This is a genomic window from Stenotrophomonas sp. GL_101, assembly GCF_057835675.1.
The window spans coordinates 2706198-2724119 of record NZ_CM174432.1 but is presented as its reverse complement, the minus strand read 5'-3'; the positions used below and the strand labels follow the sequence as shown (position 1 = coordinate 2724119).

General features: G+C 70.1%; 7 protein-coding genes. 4 read left to right on the top strand and 3 right to left on the bottom strand.

Going from position 1 to position 17922, the window contains the following annotated elements:
• The first annotated feature begins 218 nt into the window (after window positions 1-218).
• Both AC3IR9_RS11970 and AC3IR9_RS11965 read left to right on the top strand, forming a co-directional pair.
• Entirely contained in the window at window positions 219-1397 is a 1179-nt protein-coding gene (locus tag AC3IR9_RS11970) for a substrate-binding domain-containing protein (RefSeq protein WP_489290971.1), read from the top strand.
• Window positions 1398-1594: 197 nt separating this feature from the next.
• Entirely contained in the window at window positions 1595-14014 is a 12420-nt protein-coding gene (locus AC3IR9_RS11965; RefSeq protein WP_489290970.1) for a filamentous hemagglutinin family protein, read from the top strand.
• A 42-nt stretch (window positions 14015-14056) separates the two neighbouring features.
• Here the strand turns inward: AC3IR9_RS11965 and AC3IR9_RS11960 are convergent, their stop codons facing one another.
• From AC3IR9_RS11960 to gspH, 3 genes are read right to left on the bottom strand one after another with little or no spacing between them, the layout of a single operon-like run.
• Window positions 14057-14674, bottom strand: coding sequence for a PulJ/GspJ family protein (locus tag AC3IR9_RS11960; RefSeq protein ID WP_489290969.1), 618 nt, complete (start codon window positions 14672-14674; stop codon window positions 14057-14059).
• Window positions 14671-15033: a type II secretion system minor pseudopilin GspI gene (gspI, locus tag AC3IR9_RS11955; RefSeq protein ID WP_489290968.1), complete on the bottom strand. Its 363-nt coding sequence runs from the start codon at window positions 15031-15033 to the stop codon at window positions 14671-14673. Before gspI ends, AC3IR9_RS11960 begins: the two co-directional genes overlap by 4 nt.
• Complete coding sequence (gene gspH / locus AC3IR9_RS11950; protein ID WP_489290967.1) at window positions 15030-15479, bottom strand: type II secretion system minor pseudopilin GspH; 450 nt, start codon at window positions 15477-15479, stop codon at window positions 15030-15032. The genes gspI and gspH overlap by 4 nt, the downstream gene beginning before the upstream one ends.
• Window positions 15480-15593: 114 nt before the next feature.
• Between gspH and AC3IR9_RS11945 the strand changes: the two genes are divergently transcribed.
• The gene (locus AC3IR9_RS11945) at window positions 15594-16055 is read left to right on the top strand and encodes a hypothetical protein (RefSeq protein ID WP_489290966.1); all 462 of its coding nucleotides are present in this window, start codon (window positions 15594-15596) and stop codon (window positions 16053-16055) included.
• Between the two features lie 207 nt (window positions 16056-16262).
• Window positions 16263-17897, top strand: a complete 1635-nt coding sequence (locus tag AC3IR9_RS11940) for a ShlB/FhaC/HecB family hemolysin secretion/activation protein (protein ID WP_489290965.1) — start codon at window positions 16263-16265, stop codon at window positions 17895-17897.
• Window positions 17898-17922: the final 25 nt, after the last annotated feature.

Genomic DNA, 17922 nt, shown 5'->3' with positions numbered 1-17922 from the left:
CGCGCGCCGCTGCGGGTGGCAGGCAACGATCCTCCACACCATCTTCCACACCTTTTCCCTGTGTTCCACACCTTTCTTAAGCGCGTTGTCATCGCACGGGCCGAGCATCACTCCCGTCGTCGCGGTGCGGACTGGGAGGTCCCCTGGCGACTGCAGGCGTAGTGATCGTTCCTCCCTCGGTGTTTAACCCTTGCCGTAAAACCCTTCAGGAGCAGAGCATGAACAAGTACAAGACCCTCGCCGCGCTGGTTGCCACCGCGCTGCTGTCCGTCGCCGGTGCCGCTTCGGCGCAGGTGGCCATCACCGGTGGTGGCGCCTCGCTGCCGGCCGACCTCTACAAGGGCTCGGCCGACAGCATCCTGCCGGCCAACTTCAGCTACGCCGTGACCGGTTCGGGCACTGGCAAGTCGTCCTTCCTGACCAACAACGCCGTCCCGTTCGGCGCCACCGGCACCGTGCATTTTGCCGGTAGCGATTCGGTGCTGAGCGCGTCGGAGCTGTCCACCTACGCCAGCACCTACAACGTTGCCGGCGATACCAACCGTTACGGTGCGCTGCTGCAGCTGCCGTCGGTGGCCACCTCGGTGACCCTGCCGTTCAACAAGGCCGGCGCCGCGCTGGACATCTCCGATGCCAACCTGTGCGGCATCTTCGCCGGCCAGATCACCGATTGGTCCGGCGTGGTCGGCAGCGGCCGTACCGGTGCCATCCAGGTGGTGTACCGCAACGAAAGCAGCGGCACCAGCGAACTGCTGACCCGCTTCCTGACCACCGTGTGCGCCTCGCAGAACCTGTCGGGCACCACGCTGAAGCTGGGCGCCTTCTCGGTGCAGTCGACCTTCAAGAACCTGTTCGTCAACAACACCGCGCCGGCCAACTTCATCGCCGCGCCGGCCACCGGCGGCACCTCGCTGTACAACACCGTGTACGCGGCCGGCACCAGCGGTCGTATCGGCTACGTCGGCCCGGACGTGATCCCGAGCCTGACCGATGCCACCAAGGTGGCCCGCCTGCGCGGCTTCTCGCCGAGCGAAGTGAGCGTGTCGCGCACCCTGGACACCATCGCCCCGCCGACCGCCGCCGCTGACCTGGCCAACCCGGAGAAGTGGGTGCCGGTGTTCACCAACCCGAGCGATGGCTACCCGATCGCCGGCTACACCAACCTGATCATCGGCCAGTGCTACAAGAGCGCCCCGGTGACCGCCCAGCTGCGTGGCTTCCTGAGCACCCATTACAGCGCCGGCGTCACCGGCACCAACGACACCAAGGTGCGTGCCCACGGCTTCATCCCGCTGACCCAGGTGTGGCGCGAATCGGTGCGCAACAACCTGGTGCTGGCCACCACCAGCAACGGCCTGGGCAACACCACGGCCTGCGCCGGTATCGGCCGCCCGTAAGCGTCTGGCATCAACGGACTGATGCAGGGGTGCCGGCAGCAATGCCGGCACCCTTTCTCGTTTTACGTCGTCTTCACTTCCGCTGTCGGCTTTGCGCTGCTGCCACCGTCTAACAGAGGCGTGGCCAGCCGTTGTCGCCGGCCGCATCCATCCAGCAACCGCCCCTCCGGGCGGGTCCTACGGTTGACGAGGTTCCGATGTCGCACCTGCTCCCGCCTGCCGCGCGCCGCGCCGCCGCTTCCCGCCGCACCTTCGGCAACCATCCGATGGCCTGGGCCATCGCCGTGGCGCTGGGCAGCAGTGCCGCGCCGGTGTCGGCGCAGCAGGCCTTCAGCCCGGCGTGGTTTGCCAACAAGGGCGCGGTACAGGGCGCGGCAGCGCAGACCGGGCGGCTGCCCAATGGCGCGCCGATCAACGTGGGTGCGCCGACCCAGCAGCAGGACGCGGCGCGGCAGAAGCTGCAGCAGTCCATCGACAACCTGGGCAGCGCCGCGCAGGCCATCGCGCTGCAGCAGCGGATGCAGGAACAGGCGCGGCAGACCCCGCGCGCCGCCGGTTTCGTCGTTGCCGACGGGCTCGGCGAGAGTGGCCTGAAGGTGGATGACAACCCGCTCACCCGCGGGTGGCTCAACGCCCGCGAGGCGATCCAGGGTACCGGCAGCGATGGCCGCGTGCAGGTGGGCATCGAGCAGACCGCCGACAAGGCGATCCTGAACTGGGAAACCTTCAATGTCGGCCGCAATACCACGCTCACCTTCAAACAGAATGCGGACTGGGCGGTACTGAACCGGGTCAATGATCCCAACGCGCGGCCCAGCCAGATCCTCGGCCAGATCAACGCGCCCGGCAGCGTGTTCGTGGTCAATCGCAATGGCGTGGTGTTCGGCAACAACAGCCAGGTGAACGTACGCAACCTGGTGGCGGCGGCCGCCCGGATCAGCGATACCCAGTTCGGCGACCACGGCCTGTACAGCGTCGACGCCAACACCGCCACGCTGACCGATGCCGTGGGCGCGATACGGGTGGAGCAGGGCGCGCGCATCACCACTCACGAACCGGACAGTGCCACCCGCAGCGGTGGCTACGTGCTGCTGGCCGGACACACGGTCGACAACGCCGGGCAGATCGAGACCACCAAAGGCCAGGCGCAACTGGCCGCGGGCGACAGTTTCGTGATCCGCCGGGGCGTGGGCACCGCGCAGAACACCGCCTCCACCACGCGTGGCAATGAGATCGCGCCGCGCATCGGGGCTGGCAGCAGTGCCGGCAGCGTGCGCAACAGCGGCCTCATCCGGGCGCGCGAGGGCGATATCACCCTGGCCGGGCGCACGGTGCAACAGGCCGGTGTCGCGGTGGCCACCACCACGGTCAACCAGCGTGGCAGCGTGCACCTGCTCAATGCCCTCAGTGACACTCAGGGGGAGGTGCTGCTGGCGTCCGGGTCCACCACGGCGGTGTTGATCGAGGACGACGGCAAGACCACCGCGCTGGACAGCCAGCGCGACGCGCTGATCGCCGAGTCCACCGCGCAGGATGCACTGCGCGGCGCCAGCAACATTGGCACCTTCGACAACCTGTCGCGGATGCAGGATCGGCGCGACCAGTCGCGGATCGAGATCGTCTCCGGTGGCGACGTGGCCTTTGCCGCCGACTCGCTCACCGTGGCCACCGGCGGCCAGGTGGTGGTGGACGCGGCGCGACGCAGTTTCCTGGCCAGTGGCGCGCGGGTGGATGTGTCCGGTGCCACCGGGGTCCAGGTGTCGATGGAAAGCAACAACGTCAAGATCAACGTGCAGGGCAACGAACTGCGCGACTCGCCGGACAACCGCGACAGCGGCAAGCTCAACAACCTCAACGACAACAGCGCGTGGATCGATCGCCGCGCGTTGATCTTCGTGCCCGCCGGCACCGGGGGCTACGACGCCGACCGCTGGTACGCCGCCGGCGGCCTGCTGGAAGTGGCCGGCTACCTGGGCAACCAGGGCCACTCGATCGGCGAGTGGGCCGCGCAGGGTGGCAGCGTGCTGCTGGGCGGGCGCGAGGTGGTCACCCAGTCCGGGTCGCGGATCAACCTGGCCGGCGGCAGCCTGGACGTGGCCAGCGGCACCCTCCTCCAGACCTGGCTGCGCGGCAACGATGGCCGTCTGTACCGGTTGGACGACGCGCCCGCCGAGGTGGTGTTTGCCGGCCTGTACCGCGGCTATGAAAGCGCGCATGCGCGCTGGGGCGTCACCGAGAGCTTCCGCAGCCCGATCATCGGCAGCGAAACCCGGATCGAGAACGGCTACACCGTCGGCCGCGATGCCGGCCAGCTCAAACTGTCCGCCGCGACGGTGGTGCTGGAAGGCGATATCGACACCAGCACCTTCCAGGGCAGCCGCCAGGACCGCCGCCCGGACCAGGGCCGCGACGGTTACGTGCAGGCGCAGACGGCCGTGGCGCGCAATGCCTCGCTGCTGCTGGGCAGCTTTGGTGCGCGCGGTCGCGAGGGCGGATGGGCCACCGAGGTGCGCATCGGCGAGACCGCACCGGTGGCGGCCGGCGGGAGCCTGCAGTCGCCGATCGATGCTGCACGCCACAATACTTTCTGGATGGATGCCGACACGCTCAGTGCGCAGCAGTGGGGCAGTCTGGATCTTGCCAGTACCGCCAGCATCGCGATCCATGGCGACCTGCGCCTGCAGGACGGCGCCGCGCTGGTCTTCAACGCGGCCACGGTGCGGCTGGAGGGCAGCATCACCGCGCATGGCGGCCGCCTGGAGGCCGGCAACCTGCTGAGCGTACTGGGCAGCACCCAGCCGTTGCTGCAGAACGGACGCGGCCTGGTGGCGCTGGGCGACAACGCCCGCATCGACCTGTCCGGGACCTGGAGCAACGCGCTGCTGGCGCCGGCGGTGGCCAGCGCTGGCGCCTGGATGGATGGCGGCAGCGTACGCCTGGAAAACAGCCACGACGTGCAGCTCGGCAACGGCAGCCGCATCGTGCTCGATGCCGGTGGGCGGATGACGGCGCAGGGCAAGCTCAGCGGCGGTACCGGCGGCAGCGTACTGTTGCGGGCCAACGATGGCCGTGTGGCTACCGATGGCAGCGGCCGGGTGCTGCTGGGCGACAACGTCGCCTTCAGCGCGTTGGGCATGAAAGGCAGTGGCAGCTTCGCGCTGGAAACCGGCGGCGGCATCCGCATTGGTGAGACCGCAGCGGCTGACGACGAGCGGCTGCAGCTGACTACGGCGGTGTTTGCCAGCGGTTTCTCCGGCTACGACATCAACGGCCATGCCGGGTTGGAAGTGGCCGACGGCACCGTGCTGCAGGTCAGCCGCCCAGGCCTGCGCCAGGCCGGGGATGCGGCCCGCGCGACGCAGCGGACCGCGGCATTTGAACGCTGGTTGGCCCCGCTTTACCAGGTAGACCCGGCCAGCGGCGCGGTCAGCCAGCGCGGCGGCGCCAGCCTCACGTTGCGCTCCGAGCGCGCCCTGCAGGGCGGCGGCCTGCGCATCGGCGACGGTGCGATGGTGGCGGTCGACAGCGGTGAGGCAATTGCCCTGCGCGCCGGCAGCGACATCAGCGTGAACGGGACGCTGCGCGCCCGCAGTGGTCGGATTTCGATCGACGATGTACGCGGACCGCTCGCACTGTTCGACAGCGCCGCGGGCACGCGCAGCTGGCGCCTGGGCAGCGCCGCAGTGCTGGATGCCAGCGCGGACAGCTTTACCGCTGTCGATGCCGGTGGCCGCCTGCAGGGCGTGGTGCATGCCGGTGGCAGCATCGAGATCGGCGGCGCGCTGGACTGGGAACAGAACGACCAGATTGCCAACCGTCCGGCCGATGCCTTCGTGGTGATCGAGCAGGGCGCGCAGCTGCGCGCCGGCGGCACCAGCGCCCGGCTGGAAGTGCAGGGGCGTGGCCCGCAGCAGGTCGATACCGATGGCGGCAGCATCGTGCTGCGGTCGGCCAATGCGTTGTATCTGGACGGCAGCATGGAGGCGGCGGCCGGCGGTGGAAACGCGCAGGGCGGCACGCTCGGCATCGCCTTCGGCGGCGGCATCTATGCGCCCAACACCGTGGGCGAGGTGCTGGCGCCGCGTGCGATCACCCTGGGCCAGCAGCGTGCGCCGGCGTCGGGCGCAACGACGCCGGCCTATGGCGATGCCTACCTGAGTGTCGAGCAGATCCACGCCGGCGGTTTCGACCACCTGGCGGTATTTGGCGACCTGCGTGCCGACGGCAACGTTGCCCTGGCACTGGGGGGCAGCCTGCGCGTGCATGGGCTCAGCCGCACCGCGCTGGGCTTCTCCCCGGGGGCTGCGGCGCACAGCAGGCTGGACCTCTCGGCCCCTTACCTGCGGTTGGCGCAGGGCCGTTGGCAGCAGTTGTCCGCCGAGCAGCTTCGCACCACCGACGCGGTCGCGCTGGATACCGGCGCCGGGCATGCGCTGCATGCCGTGGCAGACCTGATCGACGTGCGCGACACCGTGTATTTCGCCGGCTTCGACCAGGTCGATCTGCGCAGCGCCGGGGATCTGCGCATGCTGGCCGGCGTGGCCGGCGCCGACAACATCGGCGCGCAGCTGCTGGCGCCGGGGCAGATGGACCTCACCGCCGCGCAGATCTATCCGGTCAGCGGCGCGCGCGCACGGATCGGGGTGGGTCTGCAGGAGCAGGATATCCAGTCGGGCCTGCTCGGCAGCTGGGTCAATCCCGAGGCGCGGCTGCGCATCGCACGGACCGCAGGCACCGATGCGGCAACCCCGCACACGGTGTTCGGCTCGCTGATCCTGTCCGGTCCGCAGATCGAGCAGGGCGGCGTGGTGCGTGCCCCGTTGGGGGTGCTGCGCATCGGCGGGACCAGCACGCAGGGCGACGGGGCAACCGTGGTGCTGCGCGAAGGCAGCATCACCTCCACCAGTGCGGCCGGATTGTCCGTGCCGTATGGCGGCACCGTGGACGGCCTGCAGTGGTACCTCAACGGCAGCCAGCAGGAACCGCAACCGATCGGCGGACTGGTCGATGCCGCCAGCATCGGCGGGGCCATCACGGCGCGGCAGACCACGGTGGAAGCCGGCGCGCTGCTGGACATGTCCGGCGGCGGCGAACTGACCGGCGCGGCGCATGTCAGTGGTCGCGGCGGCTCGGTGGACATCCTGCGGCATGCGCTGGCCGATGCCAATCCGGCGTATGCGTTCAGTGCATCGGGCAACCCGGTGTATGCCATCGTCCCCGGCTTTGCCGGTACCGTGGCGCCGGCCGGCATGGCCCAGGGCAGCCAGGATCCCGCGCTTGGCCAGCAGGTGGTGATACCGGCCGGCGTGCCAGGCTTGGCGGCCGGCACCTATACCCTGTTGCCCGCGGTGTACGCCCTGCAGCCCGGTGCATTCCGGGTGGAGATCGGCACCCGCGGCAATACCGGCACCGTCGCAACGGCGACCGGTACCGGCTCCTGGCGTGTGTCCGGGCAGCAGCGCAGCAGCCTGGGCGGCACGCTGTCGCCGCTGCTGACCCAATTGCTGCTCACCCCTGCGGAGGGGGTGCGCCGCCACTCCGGTTACAACGAAACCAGCTACAACGCGTTCGTGGCCAGCGATGCGCAGCGCCGCGGCCTGCCACGGGGCATGCAGACCGTCGATGCAGGCCTGCTGGCGCTTACCTTGACCCGCGGTGCCGGGCAGAACGGTGATGCCGCGCTGGAGGTGGCAGGCCAGGCGAGGTTCGCCGCGGCCACCGGCAGCAAGGGCTTCGGCGGCAGCCTGCTGGTCAGTACCGCGGGTGGGCAGGCGTTGGACGTGGTCGCCAGCGGCGCAGCGGTTCCGCACGATGCCACCGGCGCGATCATCCAGGCCGAGGCCCTGAACGCACTGCAGCCGGCCCGCATGGTGCTGGGGGGCGACTTCAGGGTGACCAGTTACACCCAGCCCTCTGCCGTCATCAACGCGGCCACCAGCACGGTGCGGGTGCGGGCCGGGGCAACACTGCTGGCACCGGAACTGCTGCTGACCGCCAGGGAAGGCGGCGAGGGCATCCTGGTCGAACAAGGTGCCACGCTGAGCACGCTGGGCCGGGGCGCGGCGTCGTTCGACGCGCGCGATGGCTACTTCTACCAGGGCAATAATGCGGCGCTGCTGGCCGTGTCCAATGGCGAGGTGAACCTGTTGCCCTCGCAGGGCAGCAGCGCGGTGGACATCCAGCTGGGTGCGTGCCTGGACCAGTGCAGTGGCCAGGCGCTGGTGGTGTCCGAAGGCAGCATCATGGCCGCCACCGACGGCCGGCTGCAGGTGCACGACAACGCCAGCTACGGCACGCGTCGGCTGGGCCTGGCGGTGTCGGCGATCAACCTGGGGCAGGCCGATGCGCTGCAGGCGTTCGCCGCCGGCGGTGGCTTGCCACCCGGCCTGGTCCTCAACCAGCAGGTGCTGGAGCAGCTGCTGCGCGGCAATACCGCCACCCAGGCACCGGCACTGGAAACGCTCAGCCTGAGCGCGCGCGAGGCGATCAATGTGTTCGGCAACGTTGAACTGGATGCGCGCGACAGCGCCACCGGGCGCAGCCGTCTGCAGCAACTGGTGCTGGGCGCGCCGGCCATCCATGGCTACGGCGCGGCGGGCGATCGCGCGACCATCTACGCCGACACGCTGGTGTGGGATGGCAGCCTGGCGTCAGGGCAGAGGATCGGCAGCGATGCCACGGTGCCGGCCGGTGCTGCGATGGTGGACCGGTTGGGCGGCGGGCAGCTGGACATCGTGGCCAGGACCGTCGAACTGGGCGCGGCGCCGTTTACCCAGCGCAATGCCGAAGCACGCGCCAACCGCCAGCTGCTGGGCTTCTCGGCGGTGAACCTGCAGGCCAGCGAGCGGCTGGTGTTCTCCGGCAAAGGCAGCCTGGCGGTATTCCAGCAGCAGGGCGAGTACGTGGCCGGTGAGGGCTGGCAGTACAGCGGCGGCGCGCTGGACATCACCACGCCATTGCTGACCGGCGCGGCCGCCGCGCAGCTGGCGGTGCGCAGTGGCGGCCGGGTGGCGCTGCAGGGCGGCGGTGCGGCGGCCGACAACGCCGCGCTCGGCGCCGAGTTGTCGCTGCAGGGCAGCGACATCGTGCTGGATGGCAAGGTACAGCTGGCATCGGGGCGGTTGACCGCCGATGCCCGCAACAACGTCACCCTGGGTGCCAATGCGCAGTTGGACCTGGCCGGGCGCAAAGTCAGCCTGCTGGACGTGGACAAGTACAGCTGGGGCGGTGACGTGCAGCTCAGCGCGGCGCAGGGCGATGTCCGCAGCGACGCGGGCGCGCGGATCGACCTGTCGGCGATCAACAACCGCGGCGGGCGCCTGACCGTCGATGCGATGGGCGCGCAGGGCGGCCACGTGGACCTGGCCGGCAGCATTGCCGCCGGCGCCAGTGGCCAGCACGATGCCGGCGGTACGCAGGTGCCGTGGGACGGCGGCGAGCTGGTGCTGCGTGCCCGCCAGCTGCAGGACTTCCAGGGGTTGAACCAGCGCCTCACCGCGGGCGGGGTGACCGGTGCGCGCAGCTTCCAGCTGGGCGAAGGCGACCTGGTGGTGGGCGAGGAGGTCAAGGCGCGCTACGTGGATATCAGCGTGGATGGCGGCAGCCTGCACGTGGCCGGCCGCATCGACGCCAGCGGCGTGCAGGTGGGCAGCATCCACCTGGCTGCGCGCGATGTCCTGCGCGTGGACGGCAGCCTGGATGCGCACGGCAGCGGCCTGCGCGTGGACAGCTACGGCAAGATCATCGACAGCCCGAACCGCGCGCAGGTGGAACTGACCAGCGCCAACGGCCGGGTGGAGCTGGGGGATGCCGCGCAGATCGATCTGCGCAGTGGCACCGCCGTCGGCGTGGGCAATGCGGCCGGGCAGAACGATGGCCGCGCGCGCGGCACACTGCGCATCAACGTGCCGCGCGTGGGCGCCGATGATGCCGGTATCGCGGTGGCCAACGGGCTGCGCGTGGACGGTGCCGGCGACATCCAGGTCAACGGTTTCCGCCGCTACACCGATGCGCCGCTGGCGCCCGGCGAAGACGTGCACGGCAATCGCCCGCAGCAGGTGACGCAGGCCTGGCTGGACCAGGTGGTGGATCCGGACAACCGGCGCTGGCATGACGCCGCAGCGGGCAATGCGGGCCTGCAGCAGCGCCTGGCGGCACTGGGCAGCTATCGGCTGCGACCGGGTGTCGAGATCCTGGCCACGGTGGGCGAGGACAACACCCGCGGCGACCTGGTGGTGACCGGTGACATCGACCTGTCCGGCTACCGTTATGGGCCGCAGGCCGATCGCAATGACCCGGCGCGGCGTGGCTTTGGCGAATCGGCGGCGCTGGTGCTGCGCGCCGAGGGTGACATCCAGCTGCGCGGCAGCATCAACGATGGTTTCGCACCGCCCCCGGCCAACCCCGACGAAGCCGGTTGGGTGCTGGTGGAGAACCCGGACGGCACGCCGCACACGCCGTTCGGTGGCGACATCATCGTGCCCAACGAAGGCGTGCAGCTGCAGCCGGGTACCCGCTTCGTCGCCGGTTCGACGTTGAACTACGCGCTGCCGTTCCGCGCCATGAGCCTGCCGCAGGGCACCGTGCTACCCACCGCGATGCGCATTGCCGGCGACCTGCTGCTGGGCACCGGCAGCGTGTTGCGCGCGGCGGTGACCACCGCAGACGGGCAGATGATTGCGGCCGGCACGGTGCTGTCGGCACCGCTGGCGCTGGGCCCGGGCGCGGTGCTGGGGGCAGGTTTCCAGCTGGACGGCGCGCTGGCGGTGCAGGGACAGGTATGGCCAGCGGGGGTGCCGCTGCCGGCCGACATGCGCCTGGATGCCGCGCTGGACCTCAAGCCGGGGTCGTTGATTCCCTCGATGACCGCGTTGCAGCTGCCCGACGACCAGCCGGTCAACCTGCGCCCGGTGGGCGCGGACGGCAGCCAGGGCCGCAACTGGGCGTTGGCGCCGATGCTGCCCGAAGGCACCACCTCGTGGGACCTGACCGCGGTGGCCGGTGCCGATGCGACCGCAGCGGACATGCGCGCGCGTCGGTTCGGTGCCGCAGGCGACCTGGTGCTGGCCGACAACCATTACGGCAGCGTCGGGACGGTGGAGACCACCTCGCGCTTCATCGGCGACCGGATCATCACCCAACAAGGATCATTGGATACCTGGGGCGACGAAACATGGACCGGCAAGCCGGTGGCGGAACTGGCCGAGCAGTTTGGCATGACCGAGGACGCGTTCTGCGACACCTTCGCCGGCGCCTGCGAAAATGCACCGCGCCTGGTCACCCGTGAAGGGGCACTGACCTGGGCCGGTGATGAAAGCTTGACCGGACGTCCGGCCAAGGAAGTGGCCGCGCTGTTCTCCAAGACCGAAGAGGAGTTCTGCGCACAGGCCGCCGACGTCTGCTACGGCGGCGGCACGCTGGTGGAGGAGACCACCTACGGCAGGCAGTTCGGCAGCCCGGCCTGGAGCGTGCTGCGCACCGGCACCGGCGATCTGTCGCTGCTGGCTGCCGGCGATGTGGCGATGCGCTCGGCATTCGGCGTGTACACCGCCGGCACGCCGACCGCACTGGGAAATGGCCGCGACGCAGCATTCGATCTCGACCGCGCTGCGGCGCCGGGCAAGTCGGCGCTGTTGGGCGCGGTGCAGGCCGGCGGCGCCTACGACGCCGCGTTGGCCACCTACCAGGCGTGGTATCCCGATGCCGGCGGCAACCTGCGCGTGGTGGCCGGGGGCAACATCAGTGGCGATGTATGGGGCGAAACCGCGTTGCCCGGCGGCGGTGCCAGCACGTCCGAGTACGCCGGCCATGCCAGCAGCGCGGTGGGCAACTGGCTGTGGCGGCAGGGCAGCGGCACGGTGCAGGGCGTGGACCCGATCGCGACCAGCTGGTGGATCAATTTCGGCACCTACGCCAACATCCGCAACGAAGCGCGCGCCACCCCGCGGATGGTCGGGTTCACCGGCTTCGGTACGCTCGGCGGCGGCAACCTCAGCCTGGAGGCCGGTGGCCATGCCGGGGTGATGGAGGCCAAGGGCAGCGCGCTGTCGGGTGCGAACGGGGCTGCGCATTCCACGGCAATCGTCGCGGCGGTCGGTTCCACCGGCCGGGTCAGCGAGGGCCAGCTGCACCTTACCGGCGGTGGCGATCTGTCGATCCGCAGCGCCGGCGCGTTCAATCCGACCCTGGCAGCCACCAGCCAATCCCCCAACGTGAACCAGCAGAACCTGGAGCTCAACGGCACGCTGGTCAACCTGCGTGGGCAACTGGTGCTGCAGGCCTCGCGGATCGGCGGCATCGCCACCAACCTGCTCAGCTACGCCGGGCTGGGCACCGCGGCGCGGGCCTCGGATCCGTTCGTGGCCCAGCGCGGCGAAGCGATGGGCGGGCCGGTACTGGTGATGGGCGATGCCGCTGCGTTGCTGCAGGCCCGCGGTGACGCGGTACTCGGCGCGGTGGTCGATGCCGGGCGCGTGGCGTCGGTCAATTACACCGCCGTGACCGGCTCCGATGGCACCGCGCTTGCCGGTACCAGTTGGTTCTCGCTGTGGACCGATGCCACCGCACTGGACATGATCGCCGCCGGCGGCGATCTCACCCCATCGTTGGTGGGCCCGCGTCATCTCGGCGGACGCGACGTGTCCAGCGAGCAGTTTTTCACCGGCAGCAGCAGCCTGCTGCGTTACTGGATGCTGCCTTCCCGGGTTCGGCTGTTGGCGGCCAGCGGCAGCGTCAAGCTGGGCAAGGCCGCCACTACCGGCAATGATAGTGACGTGCTGCTGACGCGACCGTCGGCGCACGGGGAACTGGAGGTGTTGGCCAACACCTCGATCCTGGCCGAAGAGCGCAGCGTGGCGATCAGCAGCAGCGGTGCCGATATCCGCCTGCCGACGCCGTTCGATCCGGCCTTCATCGCCGCCGCCGGCCCGGTCTGGAAGGCCGACAATGTGTCGGTGGAGGCGGCCGTGGCCAATGCACAGGGCAATCTTCCGCTGTTCGCGTTTGGTGCGGCCACGCTGCAGTTTGCCGATGCGCGCATTGCCGGGGGGGCACCGAACCGCTTCTACGCCGTGCAGGGCGACATCATCGGCCTGCGCAGCGGCCAGCAGTGGCTGCTGCGACGCGTGCCGGAGGCCAATGGTCGCCAGCGCACGGTGTTCACCCTGGATGACGTGGCCGCACCGCTCCAGGTACGCGCAGGCCGCGACATCCTGCTGAGCACGCTGGGCGCGTTGAACAACAGCCCGACCGACATCAGCGTGGTCGACGCCGGGCGCGACATCGTGCACACCGATATCCGCATCGCCGGGCCCGGCAACCTCGAGGTGAGTGCGGGCCGGCAGGTGCGCCAGGAGAATGTGGCCAGCATCGTCAGCACCGGTGGCCTGGCACAGGGCGATACCCGCCCCGGCGCCAGCATCGCGGTCACCGCCGGCAACCAGGATATCGACTACGCCGCCGTGCGCGCACGCTACCTGGACCCGGCCAACCTGGCCGACCCGGCATCGACCCTGGCCGAACAGCCGGGCAAGGCGGCCAAGGTCTACGGCGACGCATTGCAGAAATGGCTGCAGCAGCGCTTCGGCTTCAGTGGCGATGGCACCCAGGCACTGGCCGCCTTCGACGCCCTGCCGGCGGCACAGCAGCGCATCTTCCTGCGTCAGGTCTACCATGCCGAACTGCGTGACAGTGGCCGCGAATACAACGCCGTGGGCGGGCCGCGTTTCGGTTCCTACCTGCGCGGTCGCCAGGCCATCGCCACGCTGCTGCCGGAGACGGATGCGGCCGGTACCCGCATCGATCGCCCCGGCGATATCGTGATGTTCGGGGGGGCCGGTATTCGTACCCAGGCCGGCGGCAACATCGAGCTGATGGCGCCGGGCGGACAGATCGTGGTCGGCGTGCAGGGCGAAGTGCCGCCTCCGTCGGCGGGCCTGGTCACGCAGGGCCAGGGCGATATCCGGTTGTTCAGCGAGGGCAGCCTGCTGCTGGGCCTGTCGCGGGTGATGACCACCTTCGGCGGCAGCATCCAGGCCTGGTCGGTACGCGGCGACATCAATGCCGGCCGTGGTGCGATGACCTCGGTGCTGTACACCCCGGCGTTGCGCGTCTACGACCAGTGGGGCAACGTCAACCTGTCGCCGCAGGCGCCGGCCACCGGTGCCGGCATCGCCACGCTGGCGCCCATCCCGGAGGTCGCGGCGGGCGATGTGGACCTGATCGCGCCGCTGGGCACCATCGACGCCGGCGAAGCGGGCATCCGTGTGTCGGGCAACGTCAACCTGGCAGCGCTGCAGGTGCTCAACGCCGCCAACGTGCAGGTGCAGGGGGAAAGCACCGGCCTGCCGGTACTGGCCACGGTCAATGTCAATGCGCTGGCGTCAGCCAGTGCCGCAGCCAACAGTGCCAGCCAGGCGGCGCAGGATGTGATGCGCAAATCCCAGGACGATGCGCGCCGCAATACGCCGTCGCAGATCAGCGTGCAGGTGCTGGGCTTTGGTGCCAGCGGCAGCGCCGAGCCGACGCCGCGCAGCGGCGATCCGGTGGGCGCCTACGACCCCGACAGCGCGTTCCGGTTCCCGCAGGCCGAGGCGCCTTCGCGTACCGAGCGGCGGTAGCGCCCGCCCGGCGCGCCAGGCGAGTGGCGCCGTGGGTGGTGCTCAGTGCAGCGCCAGCACGCGCCGGTAGTGGCGCAGTCCACGCCCGTCGCGCAGCACCAGGGTGACCTCCAGCCCCTGTGCGGGCAATGCTTCGGCGCTGGCCGGCAGCGCCTGCCAGCCGCGGCCGGGTTGCCAGGCACGCACATCGAAACGCTGCACGTCCTGCGCCACCTCCAGCGCGGGCGTGGCTGGCGGCGCCGGCAACGGATAACGCGTGCCGGGCGCACCGCTGGCGCGGCGCAGGGTCCCGCCCTGCTGGAACCAGCGCACGCGTTGCCAACGTTCCTGCTCCGTGCCGACCCGGCGGGTGATGTCCAGCGCGAAGCCACCGGCAGGGTCGCGGGTGCTGGCAAGTGACGGCGGCAACAGCCGCTGCGGTACGTCTGCCGGGCGCAACACGCCGTTGAGCAGTTCATCGTCGGCGCGCATGTCGATATCCCGCTGCATCTGCTGCAGCACGCGCAACGCCGCGGTGGTTTCCGCATCGGCCGCGCGCAGGCGCTGGTCGCTGCTGGCCACGCTGTCCAGCGCACGCCAGCAGATCACGCTGAGAATGGCCATGACGGTGAGGGCGATCATCACTTCGATCAGGGTGAAACCGCGTTGCCCGGGCTTCATGGCGCGCCGGTCCAGGGATTGCGCACCAGTACCAGGCGCTGGCGCAGGTCCTGCGCCGGATACACCGCCAACTGCACCAGGGTACCGCCGGTCGGATCGTGTTCGATGTGTTGCAGGCCCACAAAATCGCTGCGTCCCTGCACGCAGGGCCAGCGTGCGTCGCGCAATGGCTGGGCCTGCAGGCGCAGCTCCTGCCAGCGGTTCTCCACGCACAGCAAGGCCAGCCGCCGGTCGCGGATTCGTGCCTGGTCATCGGTGGCCACCGCCACTGCGCGCATCACCGCCCCCAGTGCGACCGCCACGATGGCCAGCGCGATCAGCACTTCGATCAAGGTGAACCCGCGGACGCGTCGGCTCATGGCTGTACCTGCAACTGGCCGCTGCCGTCATCGCGTACCCGCAGCCGCTGCGTGCCCGAGGCGAGCACGACCTCCCACGGCACGCCGATCCACTCCGGGCTCAGCTCCACGCCGTTGGCCGGCTGCACCTGGACGTCACTGGCCTGCCATTGGCGTGCCCGCAACAGGTCATCGCGTTGCAACGGCAGCCAGCGGCCGGTGTCGCGACGGCTGAAGTGATAGCCCGTCGCATCGGCCTGCCAGCGGATGCTGCGGCCATCGATGCGCGCCTCGTCGCGCGCCACCTGCAGCAGCTGGGCCAGTTGCAGCGCGTCCTGGCGCAACCTGCGCTGTGGATCGAGCAGGGTGCCCATGCCCAGCCCGATCCCGGCGGTGCAGATGCCGATGATCACCAGCACCACCATCAGTTCCATCAGGGTGAAACCGGCGGTGTGCCGTGTATGCATCGGGCCTGCCTCCTGCCATGGGCGAACGCCACCAGCCTAGGCCCGGTTGATGAAACAAAAGCGTCAGCTGCGCCTGTTAGCGTCCTCGGCAACCGGCATCGCAGGAACGCAGCCATGGACATGCGCCAGTGGGACCGCAATCGCGTCATGACCGTGCTGGCGGCCGCGGTGCTGCTGGCGGTGGTCGGGTACTGGGGCTGGGCCTGGAATGCAGCGCCGGGCGGCGATGCACCGGCACGCGCACGCCTGGCCAATGCAGCCAGTCCCGCGCTGGACCCTGCGGCGATCGCCGCGCTGGTCGGCCTGCTGTCGCCGGGCTCGGTACGCACCGACGTGCAGGTGCACGGGGTGTTGGCCGCGACCCACGCCCCGCTGGCGCTGTTGTCCATCGATGGTGCGCCGGCACAGGCGTTCGCGCCGGGCCAGCGGCTCGGGCCCGCCACGCGGCTGGCGGCGGTGTCGGCCGACGGCGTGCAGCTGGAGCAGGCCGGGCAACTGCGCGTGCTGCCCGCGCCGATGCTGCCGCCGTTGCCACAGGACGGCATCGTACCGCTGCCATCGGCGGCGTCGCCCTGAGTGGCCATCATCGTGTCGGCTGCGAGGGCGGCGTCGAAGGACCCCGCGTATTCCAGAGGTACTGACACGCCGCAGTGGGCGCGTGGCGGCGGTGCGGTTGCCGTGGATCGGCAATCGGCTGTCGGCTTTGACGCGCCGTACACGTCCTGAAGGAGTACCAGCGCGCCACACCGCGCTTCCGCTTCCTGCTACGACGCGATCCCAGAGATGAAACCCGAACAGCGCCGTTCCGCCGTTTTCCCACTGCCCCGGCAACGCCTTGTCGCCGCGCTGGCGCTGCTGTCGTTGCCGACACTGGCGATCGCGCAGCAGGCCGATGCCGGTCCGCCGGCCCCTGCCAAGGTCACCATCAACGAATACATCGTGCGCGGCAACACCGTGCTGGACACGCGCCGGATCGAGCAGGCGGTGGCGCCGTTCCTGGGCCCGGACAAGAGCATGGACGATGTGCAGGCCGCGCGTGATGCGCTGACCGAGCTGTACCAGCAGGCCGGCTACCAGTCGGTGTTCGTCGACCTGCCCGAGCAGCAGGTCAAGGCGGGCGTGGTGCTGCTGAAGGTCAACCAGACCCCGATCGGCCAGCTGCGCGTGGTAGGGGCCAGGTACGAGTCGCCCGAGCGTATCCGCGCGCAGGTACCGGCGCTGGCCGAGGGCCGGGTGCCGGATTTCGACGCGGCCCAGGCCGAGTTGTCCGCGCTCAATCGGGGCGGTCGTCGCCAGGTGATGCCGCTGGTCCGCGAAGGGGCCACGCCAGGCACCATGGATGTGGACCTGCAGGTCGAGGACCGCTCGCCGTGGCGCGCCAGCGCGGCGCTCAACAACGACCACAGCGCCGATACCGAAGACCTGCGGCTGAGCGCCTCCATTGGCCATGACAACCTGTGGCAGCGCGGTCACAGCGCCTCGCTGAGCGTGTACACCGCGCCGCAGGATACCGACCAGGCCAAGGTGATCTCGGCCAGCTACGTGGCCCCTTTCCAGGGCACCCCATGGGGCCTGGAGTTTGCCGGTTACCGCTCCGACAGCCAGGTCCTCAGCGTGGGCGGGCAGGGCGGCGCCGGCGGCGGCACCAGCGTGCTCGGCGATGGCCACGCGCTCGGTCTCAAGCTCACCTACCAGCTGCCCGGCAGCAGCGCCTGGTGGCGTCAGCTGAGCGTGGGCGTGGACTTCAAGGACACCCGCGAGGACACCCGGCTGGGCCAGGACAGCATGACCACGCCGTTGAAGTACGCGCCGGTCACCCTGGGGTTCACGGGGGTGCGGCAGGGCGAGCGCGATGTCACCAGCATCGGCGTACAGCTGGTGGCCGGTACCCGGCGGCTGTTCGGTTACGGCAGCGACACCGCTGCGTTCGACCAGAAACGCTTCCGCGCCGACCCCAGCTTCGTCGCGCTGAAGGCCGATGCGTCCCATACCCATACCTTCGGCAGTGACTGGCAGTGGTACGCGCGCAGCTCGCTGCAGGTGACCGACGCACCGCTGGTGTCGGCCGAACAGTTCGCCGCCGGCGGCATGTACACGGTACGTGGCTACCTGTCGGCCGAGGCGATCGGCGATTACGGCGCGTTGGCCAACCTGGAGTGGCGCACCCCGGCCTGGCGCGCGGGCAGCTGGCTGGATGCACGGCTGTACGCGTTCGCCGATGCCGCCTACCTGCGCCTACGCAAGCCGCTGCCCGAGCAGGACGACAAGTACAACCTGGCCTCGGTCGGCCTGGGCGCATCCGTGCGACTGGGCGAGCACCTGCAGCTGCGCCTGGATTACGCCTTCCCCTACAGCGATGGCCCGTCGACCCGCAAGGACGACCCGCGCTTCCATTTCAACCTCAGCACCAGCTACTGACGCGCCCGCGCGTCGCACCGGAGAT

Excerpts from the sequence above, each read along its gene's own strand:
- gspI (WP_489290968.1), bottom strand. The coding sequence starts at position 15,033 with ATGAGCCGACGCGTCCGCGGGTTCACCTTGATCGAAGTGCTGATCGCG.
- AC3IR9_RS11970 (WP_489290971.1), top strand. The coding sequence starts at position 219 with ATGAACAAGTACAAGACCCTCGCCGCGCTGGTTGCCACCGCGCTGCTG.
- AC3IR9_RS11940 (WP_489290965.1), top strand. The coding sequence starts at position 16,263 with ATGAAACCCGAACAGCGCCGTTCCGCCGTTTTCCCACTGCCCCGGCAA.
- AC3IR9_RS11945 (WP_489290966.1), top strand. The coding sequence starts at position 15,594 with ATGGACATGCGCCAGTGGGACCGCAATCGCGTCATGACCGTGCTGGCG.
- gspH (WP_489290967.1), bottom strand. The coding sequence starts at position 15,479 with ATGCATACACGGCACACCGCCGGTTTCACCCTGATGGAACTGATGGTG.
- AC3IR9_RS11965 (WP_489290970.1), top strand. The coding sequence starts at position 1,595 with ATGTCGCACCTGCTCCCGCCTGCCGCGCGCCGCGCCGCCGCTTCCCGC.
- AC3IR9_RS11960 (WP_489290969.1), bottom strand. The coding sequence starts at position 14,674 with ATGAAGCCCGGGCAACGCGGTTTCACCCTGATCGAAGTGATGATCGCC.